The sequence below is a fragment of the Paenibacillus sp. FSL R10-2782 genome, from assembly GCF_038592985.1.
GTDB classification, from domain to species: domain Bacteria; phylum Bacillota; class Bacilli; order Paenibacillales; family Paenibacillaceae; genus Paenibacillus; species Paenibacillus terrae_C.
In genome coordinates, this window is the sequence record NZ_CP151951.1 from 207,928 (window position 1) to 221,082 (window position 13,155).

The following is a 13,155-nucleotide window of genomic DNA, read 5'->3' on the forward strand; positions in this document are numbered from 1 at the left end:
TTACACACAGGTATTTTTGAATAAGCTCACAAGGGGGTCATACTTTGTTCACGATATATCCGGCGATTGATATTCGCGATGGCAAATGTGTACGGCTGGTGCAGGGTGATTATAACCAGGAGACGATATACAATGAAAATCCGGTGGAGGTGGCCCGGGAATGGGAGCGCTTGGGCGGTTCCTACATTCATTTGGTCGATCTGGACGGTGCTAAAGCGGGTCAACCTGTGAATGATGAGCTGATCGGACGCATCGCGTCTGCGGTACAGGTCCCTGTACAGGTAGGTGGCGGCTTGCGTACACGCGAGCATGTGGAGCGGCTGTTGTCACTGGGCGTGAGCCGCGTGATTTTGGGCACGGCGGCGATTGAGGACCGCGCTTTTACGGAAGCGGTGCTGGGCACCTATGGCGACCGGATCGCTATCGGTCTGGATGCACGAAATGGCTATGTAGCGACGCGCGGATGGCTCGAAACCTCGGAGGTTCGAGCAGATGAATTGGCTGCGGAGCTGGCTTCCAAGGGAGCGGAAACGTTTATTTTCACAGATATTTCCCGCGACGGAATGATGCAGGGGCCTAATGTGGAGGCGATCGTGGCACTTGCGAAAAGCAGTGGACGCACCGTAATTGCTTCCGGCGGTGTCAGCAAGATGGACGATCTGATTACGTTGAGTGCCTATGCGCAAAAAGGTGTAGGCGGCGCTATTGTGGGTAAGGCATTGTATACAGGCAGCATTGATTTACAGGTCGCCGTACAAGCTGTAGCAAAGGCATAGGGGGAGTAGGCATGCTGGCTAAACGTATTATTCCCTGCTTGGACGTAAAGGATGGCAGGGTAGTTAAGGGCGTCAATTTTGTGAATTTACGTGATGCAGGCGATCCGGTAGAGCTGGCGGCACTTTATGACCGGGAAGGGGCGGACGAAATCGTATTTCTGGATATTTCCGCTTCGGTTGAAGGTCGTGCGACTATGGAAGAGGTAGTTCGCCAGACAGCCGGGGAAATTGCCATTCCCTTCACCGTGGGCGGCGGAATATCCCATGTCGATGATATGAAGCGCATCCTGCGTGCAGGGGCGGATAAAATCGGCATTAATACGGCGGCTGTTCGTAACCCTCAGCTGATTGCGGAGGGTGCGCGCAGCTTTGGCTCACAATGCATCGTGGTTGCGATTGATGCCAAGTACAATGAGGCGTGGGGCGAGTGGGAAGTATACACGCACGGAGGCCGCACGCCATCCGGTATCCGTGCCTTGGCATGGGCCAAGGAGGCTGAACGGCTGGGGGCAGGCGAAATTCTGTTGACCAGCATGAATGCGGACGGAACCAAGGATGGTTTTGACCTGCCGCTGACCTCTGCGGTGTCGGATACCGTGGGTATTCCGGTCATTGCTTCCGGTGGAGCGGGTAAGCAGGAGCATTTTTATGACGTGTTTACGGCGGGTAAAGCGGACGCTGGCTTAGCGGCGACAATTTTTCACTATAAAGAAATAGGAATTCCCGAGCTAAAACGGGATTTGAAGCGCAGAGGAGTGGAGATACGATGAGCAACGAATTGAACCAGCAGCTATCTCTGGAACAGGTATTGGATAATATCCGCTGGAATGAAGCGGGACTTGTCTCAGCGATTGTGCAGGATGATGCCACGCTTCAAGTATTGACGCTGGCCTATATGAATCGAGAATCGCTGAAGCTTTCTCTGGAATCGGGAGAGACATGGTTTTGGTCCCGTTCCAGACAGGAGCTGTGGCACAAAGGGGCAACGTCGGGGAATACGCAAAAAATCACCTCCATCCAGCTGGATTGTGACGGTGACGCTCTGCTCGTCCGTGTAATTCCCAATGGTCCCGCCTGCCATACCGGAGAAACGAGCTGCTTTTTCCGTGATATTTCCGTGCCAGGAACAGCTGTAGCTCCTGCTAAGGAAAATGCCGGGGGCCAAGCGTCGGTGACGACTCAAACGGGCACGGCTCATGCGGCATCAGACCGCTTTGAAGTGCTTGCCCAATTGGAAGCAATCATTAAGGAGCGGGAAGTGACACGTCCTGAAGGGGCCTATACGACCTACCTTTTTGACAAAGGCGTGGATAAGATTCTAAAAAAGGTTGGCGAAGAAGCGTCCGAGACGATCATTGCTGCCAAAAATAAGGATAATGAGGAGCTTCGTCTGGAGGTCAGTGATCTGATCTATCACTTGCTGGTACTGTTACAGGAGCGCAAGCTGCCGCTGGATGATGTGCTGGCTGAGCTGAACCGTCGTCATGAGCGTCCCCGTCGTGATTAAAATGGGTGATGTAGCGCTGAGAGAGGGGAGAGCCGCATGAAAATTGACTATCATACGCATCATGCCCGCTGTGGTCATGCGATGGGAAATCTGGAAGAGTATGTGCAGCAGGGTATTCGGCTGGGACTGGATCAGCTCGGCCTGTCCGATCATATGCCGCTACTGCATGTAAATCCGGCCGACTATTACCCGGAGATGGCGATGCCTATGGAAGAGCTGCCCCGATATGTGGAAGAATGTCTGGAACTAAAGGAACGTTATAAGGGACAGATTGACATTCGTGTCGGCTTGGAAGGCGACTACATTGAGGGCTGGGAACGGGAAATCGAAGACATCATCACTGCGTATCCGTGGGATTATGTGATTGGCTCGGTCCATTTCCTAGGTGAATGGGATGTCACGGACTATCGCCAGGTACACCATTGGGAAGGTAAAAATGTGCTGGAGGTGTACCGCACTTATTATGATGCAGTTACCAAAGCGTCAGCTACCGGATTGTATGACATCATGGGGCATCTGGATGTCATTAAGCGCTTCGGCCACTATCCGAAGCTGGAGGAAGCGGAGGAGCTGCGCGAGCTGGAGCGCTCCACACTATCGGCCGTTGCCCGCAGCGGGCGGGCGATCGAGCTGAACGCATCGGGGCTATCCAAGCCCTGTGCGGAGATGTTCCCGAGCCGACGCATGCTGGAGGAGGCATTGTCGCTGGGCATCCCGCTGACGGTAGGCTCGGATGCACATGATCCGGCGAAGCTGTCCGAGCATTTGGAGAAGGCGCGTGCGCTTTTGCATGAGGTCGGATATCGTGAGCTTGCCGTATTCCGACAGCGTGAGCGCTCGACGGTGCCGTTGACGCTTTGATGTCTATGTTCTGCCTAAATATAGCCTATATAGCCCGATGACCAGCCGAACGCTGCCTTTTTACACATGAAGGCGCGTGCGGCTATTTGGCTTATTCACTCATTTTTCAGCGGCTGAGCCAGAGCCAGGTTCCGTTTTTTGGGATGAGGTATACCCTACTGTCAAGTCGTTTTGAAGTTGTGGTATACTGAAGGGTATGAACATGCCAGTTACAGTTAAAGGAGGTGCCTTTGTTATTTATGAAAGGGAAACATCTGCGAGCTTCGGGACCTAGCCCTAAGATTATTGTTTTGCGTTTCGACGCATCTTTCTTTTTTGAGAAAGCTGTGCGCTCGCTTGATCGCAATCATTATGACAAGGCATTGAAATATTTTCGCAAAGCCGTTGAATATGAACCGGATAATCCGGTGAATCATTGCAATATGGCGGGTATATTATCAGAGATGGGGGATTATGCAGGTTCGAATGAGATCCTGTCCTCTGTTCTGAGCGACGTAGACCCGTCGATGACAGAGTGTTACTTCTATATGGCGAATAATTACGCCAATATGGAGCAGTTTGAAGAAGCGGAGAAAGCCTTGGTCACGTATTTGGAGGAGGACGAAGAAGGACAGTTTCTCGATGAAGCCGAGGAAATGATGGAGCTGCTCTATTATGAGTTGGACCGTCCAACCAAGCTGAACCGCATTAAGGCCCGGCAGGGAGTGGTCGAGCATGATCAGGCCCGTGTCCTGCTGGAGGAAGGGAAGTTTGCTCAGGCGGCCCAATTGCTTAAGCAAATTTCAGAGGAACAGCCGGACATGTTCGCTGCGCGGAACAATCTGGCGCTGGCGTATTACTACATGGGACTGTTTCAAAATGCGAAGTCTACCATTCTTCGGGTGCTGGAGGATGAACCGGGTAACTTGCATGCGCTATGCAACCTGGCGATCTTTTATCAGCATGAGGGCGGCGGCCCTGAATTGGATCGTCTGATTCAAACGTTGACGGTCACCATACCATTTCAGGAGGAGCAGGTATTCAAGCTGGCTACTACGATGGGGATTCTCGGACGTCATGAGGAGGCTTACAGACATTTCCGCAGGTTGCTTCAAGGCGGCGGAGAGAATAATGATGACGCCTCCCTGTATCATTATACGGCAGTGGCTGCCAGCAATACGGGAAGATATGCAGAAGCCCGGCGGTTGTGGGGGCATTTGCAAAAGCAGGATGCTTCCTCGGAAGTTCCGCGGTTTTTCCTGTCCCGGCTGGAGGAGCTCCAGCAGGAGGGTACACCGCTACAAGTGCTTAGCTACCATTACCACCTCCCCTTTGAGGAACAATTCCGCATGTGGGAGAAGTTCGGAGCTGACCAGGTGCCTGACAGTATGAAGCGGGACCCGCTAATCCGGTCTTCCTTCTTCTGGGCGTTGCGCCACGGCGATCGAGCGACACAGCTTCAAGTCATTCAGGCGCTAAGCCTGATCGGTGACGATGAGGTGCGGCAGGCATTGGAATCCTTCGTAGAAGACCCGGATCAGGAAGGCGAGTTGAAACGGCGCGCCTTGCAGGTGCTGCAAGAGCTGACGGAGCCGCCAGTTAAGGATATACAGGAGACAAATCAGGAAATGGAACGAATTCTGCGACCAGAGTCAGAGAAGGTTCACCACGTATCCGAAGATGAGGTGCCTGCCCATTCAACTGTCCATCCAGAATGGCAGGCAGTGCTGGATAAGGTACTTGACGTGATGAGCAAGCCGTCCGATCCGGTCATGCAGCGCGATTTGAGGTCACTTTGGCTGGAATATCTGGATCGGCTTGCCCCGGAGGTCCCGATTGTTCAGCATACTGAGGGATGGGCAGCGGCGCTGGAATACTTGACAGCCAAAATGAATCATCATTCGGTGACCTATCAGGAAGTAGCTGACCGTTATGGTATTTCCGTATCGACCGTAAGCCGCTATGCACGCCAGATTGACAGCGTGTGCGGTATCAAGCAGAAGATGAAACAGCCGCTCTCCACGTTTAAAAAGCAGGTCTGATACCTGCTCCAAACACCACCTAAAGGAGGCAACAAACGTATGTATAAATCCATAATTATTGGTACAGGTCCTGCAGGCTACACAGCAGCTATTTATTTGGCGCGTGCAAACATGAATCCACTGATCATTGAGGGAATGCAGCCCGGCGGGCAGCTTACCACAACGACTGAAATTGAAAATTTTCCGGGTTTTGAGCAAGGCATCCTCGGACCTGAGTTGATGGATAACATGCGCAAGCAGGCCGAACGCTTTGGCGCTGAATTTACTTCCGGCTGGGTAGAAGAAGTGGATTTCAGCAAGCGTCCTTTTAAAGTGAAGGTAGAGGGAAAAGGCATCATTGAGGCGGAGTCGGTGATTATTGCTACAGGAGCATCCGCCAGATATCTCGGTATTCCGGGTGAACAGGACAATGTAGGACGCGGAGTCAGCACTTGCGCCACCTGCGACGGCTTCTTTTTCCGTGAGAAAAAGATCATTGTAGTGGGTGGTGGCGATTCAGCCATGGAGGAAGCGAGCTTCCTGACCCGGTTTGCTTCCAGTGTAACCTTGGTTCACCGTCGCGATGAGCTGCGGGCATCTAAAATTATGCAGGATCGCGCACGGGAAAATGAAAAAGTACATTGGGCGTTAAACCGGACTCCTTTGGAGGTCGTAACGGGAGAGACGGGATTAAAGGGCTTGAAGGTACACAATAATGAGACGAATCAGGATGAGCTGATCGAGGCAGATGGTGTTTTCGTGGCAATCGGACATACGCCTAATACGGGCTTCCTGAACGGTCAAATCAGTACAGACGATCATGGCTATATTCAAGTGAAGCCTGGAACGACAGAAACGAACATTCCCGGGGTATTTGCCTGCGGGGACGTGCAGGATAACCGTTATCGTCAAGCCATTACGGCTGCGGGAACGGGTTGCATGGCGGCTATGGACTGCGAGAAATATCTCGAAGGCAGCGCTGTTCATGACTGGAGCGAAACACTGGATCAATAAAGAAAGCTACAGGATACAGTATGGCTAAGGTAGGGGCTAGGGTAGGCCCTGTTAAGCCGTGTCTTAGATTCAGGAAGAGAAAGCCTGCTGCATCTGCACAGGCTTTCTCCTTTTTATGGAATATGAGACTTGGAATTCCGCTAATCCTGCACTTTTCAACAGGGAAGTGTCCTTGACCGTAACGGGGGCTTCAATTATAGTTGGAACGTAGGTAACTATTATAAGTTCAAGATTTTAATCATATATTTCATACACAGTTTTTAAGTAAACATAAAGGTGGCTTGGAACATGTCTGAAAGTATCTATGTGGGTGTCGATTTGGGCGGTACAGCAATCAAGGTGGGCATTTGTAATGAAGACGGACAGCTTTTGCACACATACGAAGGACCAACGGAAACAGCTAAGGGCGTAGACGTTGTGATCAGCAATATCGAAAAATATGTGCGGCACATTGTTGAGCAATCTCCTTATGAATGGGATCAACTGAAGGGTGTCGGAGCGGGCGTTGCCGGTTTTACGAATGTTCGCGAAGGTATTATAGTTCTCGCTCCCAACATTGGCTTTCGTGACGTACCGATTCGTGCGCTGTTGGAAGAACGGATCGGCAAGCCTGTAAAAATAGACAACGATGCTAACGTCGCTGCACTTGGCGAAGCTTGGGCCGGGGCGGGCAAAGGCATAGAAAACTGCGTATGCTATACCCTGGGTACGGGTGTAGGCGGTGGTATTATTATCAATGGGAAAATCTATCAGGGCTTCTCAGGTATGGCCGGAGAAATTGGCCACATTAGCGTCGTACCGGATTTGGAGGCCATTCAGTGTGGCTGCGGCAAAATGGGCTGTCTGGAAACCGTATCTTCCGCAACGGGCATTATCCGTATGGCAAATGACGCTGTGGAACGTGGAGATCGGACTTCCCTGGCGCTGGTAGATCAAATCGCAGCCAAAGAAGTATTTGATGCAGCCAAGGCCGGGGATGAGGTTGCGTTGCGTATCGTGAAGCGGGCTGCCTTTTATTTGGGTAAATCTATGGCAGCGGTTGCCACCGTGCTAAACCCGGAGCTGTTTATTGTAGGCGGTGGTGTTTCCAAAGCAGGCGATTTCTTGTTCGAAGAGATGCGTCTGGTATATGCCAAACTGACACCTGAGCCACTCCAGCAAGGGGTATTTATTGTTCCGGCGGCGCTTGGCAATGACGCAGGTATCGTAGGAGCAGCGGGTTTGCTGCTGCGCTCCTGATCCATAGGTTACTGACATAGAGTGTGTTGAAGCAAAAGGAGAGGGAAGTCCATATGACAGACAACCTAAAAAACGCTGCGCCGTGGGCAACACTCATTATTATTACGGGAATGTCAGGTGCAGGGAAGACCATTGCAGTGCAAAGCCTGGAAGATTTGGGCTTCTTCTGCGTTGATAATTTACCGCCTGTGCTGATTCCCAAGTTTGCTGAACTAATCGAGCAGTCCAACGGTAAGATAGGTAAAGTGGCGCTGGTGATTGACTTGCGCGGACGAGAATTTTTTACAGCTTTGTCGGAATCATTGAACTATATTAAGGATCATTTTACGATTCATTGTGAGATTTTGTTCCTGAATGCCAACGACGGTGTTCTCGTACAGCGATACAAGGAAAGCCGTCGCCGTCACCCGCTTGCTCCGGATGGTATGCCTCTGGACGGAATACGACTGGAGCGCAAAATGCTGGAGGAGCTGAAAAGCTCGGCAACACAGGTCATTGATACAAGTGTGATGAAGCCTGCAACTTTAAAGACGCGGATTATTTCCCGATTTTCTCATCTGGAGAGCAGCATGCTTTCCGTAAACATTACCTCTTTCGGCTTCAAATATGGTATTCCCATTGATGCCGATCTCATATTCGACGTGCGTTTCCTGCCCAATCCTCACTATGTGGACCAATTGCGGCCACACACCGGACAGGATAGTGATGTGTATGATTATGTTATGAAATGGCCAGAGACTCAGGCATTCCTGACCAAGCTGCTGGATATGTTACATTTTTTGATTCCGCAATACCGCAAGGAAGGCAAAAGCCAGGTCATTATCGGTATCGGGTGTACCGGCGGTAAGCATCGTTCTGTCGCGATATCTGAATATTTAGGAAAAATGCTGGGTGCCAGTGAAACAGAATCAGTTTCTGTTTCACATCGGGATGCTGATCGGGACCGGCATTAATGAGGTGAAAACATGAAAGAGACCGGATCACAACGGGAGCGCCCTCGTATTGTTGTTATGGGCGGCGGAACCGGCTTGTCCGTCATGCTGCGGGGGTTGAAACAAAAGCCGCTGGATATAACGGCCATTGTTACAGTCGCTGACGATGGCGGAAGCTCCGGGATATTGCGCAGTGAGCTGCAAATGCCCCCTCCGGGGGATATTCGAAATGTATTGACTGCACTGGCTGATGTAGAGCCGGTGATGTCCGATATGCTGAAATACCGTTTCGGCGCAGGATCAGGCTTGGCAGGCCATAGTCTGGGCAACCTGATTTTAGCGGCGATGACCGATATATCGGGTGATTTTGTGACGGCGGTGCGTGAGCTTAGCCGTGTATTTGCTGTACGGGGGCGTGTGCTGCCAGCGGCTGAAGAAGGCGTTGTGCTGAGTGCCGAAATGGAGGATGGCACGGTGGTTACCGGTGAATCCAAAATCCCGGAAGCGGGCGGCAGAATCAAACGTGTTTTTCTTGAACCGACTCACGTGGAGCCGTTGCCTGAGGCTGTAGAGGCCATTAATCAAGCTGATGCGATCCTGATTGGTCCTGGCAGTCTGTACACCAGCATTTTGCCTAATCTCCTCGTACCGAAGCTTGCAGAGGCTGTGGTGAAATCTGACGCCATCAAAATATTCGTCTGCAACGTCATGACTCAGCCGGGTGAAACGGATGGATATACCGTAGGAGACCACTTGCAGGCTATTTATGAGCATGTAGGGCATCATTTGTTTGATTATGTAATTGTCAATAATGGAGATATTCCGCCCCAAGTACAGGAAATGTATGCCGAGCAGGGAGCCAAGCCAGTTCAAGTAGACATGGGAGAGCTGACCGACCGGGGATATAAAGTGGTTGCAGATACGCTTGTTCTGTTCCGCACCTATTTACGGCATGATGCCGACAAACTGAGCCAGCACATTTACCAATTGGTACAAAACTGGATATTAAGAAGGAGGTGAGTCCCTTGTCCTTTGCGGCACAAACCAAAAAAGAGCTTACGATGATTGAAAGCCAGCCCTGCTGTGAAAAAGCGGAACTATCTGCGCTCATACGTATGCTCGGGTCCGTACAACTGTCCAATAAAAGGGTGATATTGGATGTGTCCACAGAAAATGCCGCGATTGCAAGGCGGATTTACTCCTTGATCAAAAAACATTTTCAAGTTCATATCGAGCTGCTTGTACGGAAAAAAATGCGTCTGAAAAAAAATAACGTGTACATTGTCCGCATTCCTAGCGGTGTACAAGAGCTGTTAAAGGATCTTTATATCGTATCAGAAGGGTTCTTGTTCACGGACGGGATTAATCGGGATATCATTCGGAAAAACTGTTGTAAGCGGGCTTATTTGCGAGGCGCTTTTATGGCAGGTGGTTCTGTGAACAACCCGGAGGGTTCGTCTTACCATCTGGAGATTTCCTCGATGTATGAGGAGCATTGCCAGGCGCTGGTCGATCTGGCGAATGAGTTTCATCTGAATGCCCGTTGTATTGAGCGAAAAAAAGGCTTTATTCTCTACATCAAGGAAGGCGAAAAGATCATTGAGCTACTTAGCATTATTGGGGCGCATCAGGCTTTGTTCAAATTTGAGGATGTCCGCATCATGCGTGATATGCGCAATTCCGTGAACCGGATTGTTAATTGCGAAACGGCTAATCTGAACAAGACGATTGGAGCTGCTGTCCGGCAAATTGAGAATATCAAGCTGCTGGAGAGAGAAGTTGGCCTGGATACGCTGCCAGATAAGCTGCGCGAGGTGGCGGAAATCCGTCTCGCTCATCCTGATTTGAATTTAAAAGAAGTCGGGGAAATGCTCAAAGGGGTTGTGAGTAAGTCGGGTGTCAATCATCGACTTCGCAAAATTGACGAGATGGCTGACAAAATCAGGGGAGAAAACGGCCTGATTCCATAAAAGGAGTGTCTGTGGGGCTTCTGCCCCGGTTTTTTTAGTTTTTTTTCTAGTGTCTGTCCCGGGTTAATGTTATAATGTGATAAATAAAATGGAGTAAGTAGTGTCCAGATTTATTTGATGAGGGGGTAAGCTGACATGTCAAAACATCCGGTAGTCGTACGCTTGAAAACAGGACTGCACGCCAGACCTGCTGCGTTGTTCGTACAGGAAGCGAATAAATATTCATCCGAGATTTTTGTGGAAAAAGAAGACAAAAAAGTTAATGCCAAGAGTATTATGGGTATTATGAGCCTTGCTATCAGTACAGGTACTGAAATTTACATTAGTGCTGAAGGTGCGGACGCCGAGCAGGCTGTAAACGCTTTAGTAAGTCTGGTTAGTAAGGTAGAGCTGGAAAATCAATAAACAAACATCTGTTTTGTGATATGGTATATGCTCTTAGTGAAAAGCCCCTTTGGGGCTTTTTTTGTACCCGAAAAAACAGAGTGGGCAATCCCCCCGTTGGGCTTATCCAATGTGGTCTCATTGAATACCGACACTGTGTTTGGCCCAAGCTACAAGTAATTTACATTCTGTGATGGTATTCTATTCGGAAAATGTGACGCCTAACTGCAACCTTTTCTCTTTGTTTCCGTCTGGAAGGTACACACATCATCAAGAAAAGAGGGCGAATATGATGAAACATTGGACAAAAGCTGCAAATACAGCGGTTCTGGCAGGAGCATTATTGGCAGGAGTAGTAGCGGGAGGATTATGGACAGGAGCAGATCGTGCCTATGCCGCGTCAGCAGCTACGACGGTTAGCAGTGTAATTAATGTGAGCGGCAGCGGGGAAGTATTGGTTAAGCCCGATATTGCCTATTTATCCATCGGCGTACAATCTGAAGGAAATACAGCCGCTGCTGCTCAGAAAGCCAACGCCTCTAAAATAAGTAAGGTCACACAACTGCTGAAAGAAAAGTGGAGCATCAGTGCTGATGACATACAGACGAGCCAGTTCTACGTACAGCCTAACTATACCTACGACGAAAAACAAGGTCAGAAGCTCAAAGGCTACATTGCCAACCATACACTTTCCGTCAAGTACCGTAATTTGGATAAAATTGGTCAGTTACTGGATGAGGCTACACAGTCTGGAGCGAACAACGTGGATAATGTGCGTTTTTCAGTAGAAAACTCTTCAGCTTATGAAGAAGAGGCGATTGCCAAGGCGTTGGGAAATGCTCAATCCAAAGCCAGTGCTGTAGCCAAGGCAACCAAACGCGGGCTTGGAACTCTCTTGAACGTAACGGTAGATGGGGGAGATGCCCAAACCTTCACACAACGTGAGACTGCTATGAACAAGGCACTCTTTGATACAAATGGTGGAACAGAGATACAATCTGGTCAAGTGACTGTGAAAGTCCAAGTGTCGGCACAATACGAATTGAACTAACGTACAGATGATAACGGAGCCACAAGCGCCTGCTTTATGCAGGATGCCTTGCTGGCTTTTTTTATAAGCCGAAACTATTTTGTAATGAGTCTGTAACAGCTGGCGCCTACTAGATGTACAGATTGAAATCGGGGAGTGTACAGATTGTAAACTACGAACATAGGGGTATAGATATAATAAGTAAAGTAATCAACACACATAGAGTACGCACATCTACAACAGGAGGAATACTTAATATGAACAAGCACACGAAAAAATGGGGCTCCGCACTGCTGGCAGCGGGAATTTTAGCAGGAGTCACAGTTGTTCCCGTTTCCTATAGTGAGGCGGCTTCATCCAAACAACAGGCTACAGCACAGCAGCCAGGTATTTCTATCCATTGGAACGGTAAAACGTTGGCAGCCAAAGGAGTCCAGGTAAACGGAAGCACACTCATTCCAGTAGCAGCACTGCGCGACAGCCTGGGAATTCCGGTGAGCTATGATACCAAATCAGCGACATATACCGTAGGCAGCGGGTACAATATTCTATACATCATGTCCCCTTCCTCCGATGGTTCCTATGTCAATGTCAATGGAATAAGCACACGCAATATGGATGCCAAACAGATCGCCGGGAAACTGTACATTCCTATGAGTCTGCTGAAAGACTATCTAGGAATAGACGCTCAGTGGAATGCAGCAGAGAAAACAGTAGCGTTGAGCAAAAGCCAGCTGAATCCGATCACGATTACCTCCCAATCCCTTGCAGCTACAAGTGACTCCGAGGTGACCTACAAAGTCAAATATCCGCAAATCAGTGGTAGCCGGTTGAATGCCGAAGCTCAGCAGGCGATTAACGGTGTGCTTAAAAAGCATGCGGAAGAAGTGCTGGCAGCAGGCAAAAAGCAAGTGGCTGAGGGAGGCGCTACGGCGCAAAGACCGTATGAGTTTGGCAATGATTTTGCAATTGCTTATAATAAGGACGGTATTTTGAGTGTAATTATGCAGGATTACTCGTATACAGGTGGTGCGCATGGCATGACCGTCCGTAAAGGGTATACGTTCTCGCTGTCGGATGGCAAAATGCTTCAATTGTCTGACGTGCTGAAAGCTAACCCGAATTACAAAAAGTTCCTCAATAGTGACCTGAAGAAAAAATTTGATGCACTTCAGGCTGACGCAGGAGGTTTCGGTGGATTTAAGGAGCTTGCAGCTAATCCGAATTTTTATGTAACCAATAGTGGTTTGACGCTTGTTTTTGATCTATATGAATATACACCATATGCGTATGGGATTCCTGAGTTCACCTACTCGTTTAGCCAACTGTTACCTCAAGGTGGTAAGCCTTTCGCGGGACAGAATCCATAGTACAAATGGATAATAGTCGGATTACCTATACAAAATGAACAATAACCAAGAAAAGCTGCCTACCAGATACGA

Annotated in this window: 13 protein-coding genes; all 13 read left to right on the top strand. The window is 49.5% G+C overall.

Annotation, left to right across the window (positions count from 1 at the left end; all coding sequences use genetic code 11):
- Nucleotides 1-44 precede the first annotated feature (44 nt).
- Entirely contained in the window at nt 45-776 is a 732-nt protein-coding gene (gene hisA / locus NST83_RS00910; protein ID WP_044645048.1) for a 1-(5-phosphoribosyl)-5-[(5-phosphoribosylamino)methylideneamino]imidazole-4-carboxamide isomerase, read from the top strand.
- A gap of 11 nt (nt 777-787) precedes the next feature.
- Nucleotides 788-1,546 (top strand): imidazole glycerol phosphate synthase subunit HisF, encoded by a 759-nt coding sequence (gene hisF, locus NST83_RS00915; protein WP_025684761.1) that lies wholly within the window; start codon nt 788-790, stop codon nt 1,544-1,546.
- Nucleotides 1,543-2,283: a bifunctional phosphoribosyl-AMP cyclohydrolase/phosphoribosyl-ATP diphosphatase HisIE gene (gene hisIE, locus NST83_RS00920; protein ID WP_342416229.1), complete on the top strand. Its 741-nt coding sequence runs from the start codon at nt 1,543-1,545 to the stop codon at nt 2,281-2,283. Before hisF ends, hisIE begins: the two co-directional genes overlap by 4 nt.
- Before the next feature lie 36 nt (nt 2,284-2,319).
- Entirely contained in the window at nt 2,320-3,144 is an 825-nt protein-coding gene (gene hisJ, locus NST83_RS00925) for a histidinol-phosphatase HisJ (protein WP_342416230.1), read from the top strand.
- A 239-nt stretch (nt 3,145-3,383) separates the two neighbouring features.
- A complete protein-coding gene (locus NST83_RS00930; RefSeq protein WP_342416231.1) occupies nt 3,384-5,165 on the top strand; it encodes a tetratricopeptide repeat protein in 1,782 nt (593 codons plus the stop codon).
- Nucleotides 5,166-5,204: 39 nt separating this feature from the next.
- The gene (gene trxB, locus NST83_RS00935) at nt 5,205-6,158 is read left to right on the top strand and encodes a thioredoxin-disulfide reductase (RefSeq protein WP_137061200.1); all 954 of its coding nucleotides are present in this window, start codon (nt 5,205-5,207) and stop codon (nt 6,156-6,158) included.
- A 288-nt stretch (nt 6,159-6,446) separates the two neighbouring features.
- Nucleotides 6,447-7,397, top strand: coding sequence for an ROK family glucokinase (locus NST83_RS00940; protein ID WP_342416232.1), 951 nt, complete (start codon nt 6,447-6,449; stop codon nt 7,395-7,397).
- 53 nt (nt 7,398-7,450) lie between these two features.
- Nucleotides 7,451-8,350: an RNase adapter RapZ gene (rapZ, locus tag NST83_RS00945; protein WP_342416233.1), complete on the top strand. Its 900-nt coding sequence runs from the start codon at nt 7,451-7,453 to the stop codon at nt 8,348-8,350.
- Between the two features lie 12 nt (nt 8,351-8,362).
- A complete protein-coding gene (locus tag NST83_RS00950; RefSeq protein WP_137061202.1) occupies nt 8,363-9,349 on the top strand; it encodes a YvcK family protein in 987 nt (328 codons plus the stop codon).
- Nucleotides 9,350-9,354: 5 nt separating this feature from the next.
- Entirely contained in the window at nt 9,355-10,299 is a 945-nt protein-coding gene (whiA, locus tag NST83_RS00955; protein ID WP_014279171.1) for a DNA-binding protein WhiA, read from the top strand.
- Between the two features lie 135 nt (nt 10,300-10,434).
- Nucleotides 10,435-10,704: an HPr family phosphocarrier protein gene (locus tag NST83_RS00960; RefSeq protein WP_007428150.1), complete on the top strand. Its 270-nt coding sequence runs from the start codon at nt 10,435-10,437 to the stop codon at nt 10,702-10,704.
- Between the two features lie 271 nt (nt 10,705-10,975).
- Nucleotides 10,976-11,734: an SIMPL domain-containing protein gene (locus NST83_RS00965; protein ID WP_342417845.1), complete on the top strand. Its 759-nt coding sequence runs from the start codon at nt 10,976-10,978 to the stop codon at nt 11,732-11,734.
- Between the two features lie 236 nt (nt 11,735-11,970).
- Nucleotides 11,971-13,083 (top strand): DUF4163 domain-containing protein, encoded by a 1,113-nt coding sequence (locus NST83_RS00970; RefSeq protein WP_342416234.1) that lies wholly within the window; start codon nt 11,971-11,973, stop codon nt 13,081-13,083.
- The last annotated feature ends 72 nt before the right edge of the window (nt 13,084-13,155 follow it).

Excerpts from the sequence above, each read along its gene's own strand:
- hisIE (WP_342416229.1), top strand. The coding sequence starts at position 1,543 with ATGAGCAACGAATTGAACCAGCAGCTATCTCTGGAACAGGTATTGGAT.
- NST83_RS00950 (WP_137061202.1), top strand. The coding sequence starts at position 8,363 with ATGAAAGAGACCGGATCACAACGGGAGCGCCCTCGTATTGTTGTTATG.
- hisJ (WP_342416230.1), top strand. The coding sequence starts at position 2,320 with ATGAAAATTGACTATCATACGCATCATGCCCGCTGTGGTCATGCGATG.
- rapZ (WP_342416233.1), top strand. The coding sequence starts at position 7,451 with ATGACAGACAACCTAAAAAACGCTGCGCCGTGGGCAACACTCATTATT.
- NST83_RS00940 (WP_342416232.1), top strand. The coding sequence starts at position 6,447 with ATGTCTGAAAGTATCTATGTGGGTGTCGATTTGGGCGGTACAGCAATC.
- NST83_RS00965 (WP_342417845.1), top strand. The coding sequence starts at position 10,976 with ATGAAACATTGGACAAAAGCTGCAAATACAGCGGTTCTGGCAGGAGCA.
- hisF (WP_025684761.1), top strand. The coding sequence starts at position 788 with ATGCTGGCTAAACGTATTATTCCCTGCTTGGACGTAAAGGATGGCAGG.
- NST83_RS00970 (WP_342416234.1), top strand. The coding sequence starts at position 11,971 with ATGAACAAGCACACGAAAAAATGGGGCTCCGCACTGCTGGCAGCGGGA.
- trxB (WP_137061200.1), top strand. The coding sequence starts at position 5,205 with ATGTATAAATCCATAATTATTGGTACAGGTCCTGCAGGCTACACAGCA.
- NST83_RS00930 (WP_342416231.1), top strand. The coding sequence starts at position 3,384 with ATGAAAGGGAAACATCTGCGAGCTTCGGGACCTAGCCCTAAGATTATT.
- NST83_RS00960 (WP_007428150.1), top strand. The coding sequence starts at position 10,435 with ATGTCAAAACATCCGGTAGTCGTACGCTTGAAAACAGGACTGCACGCC.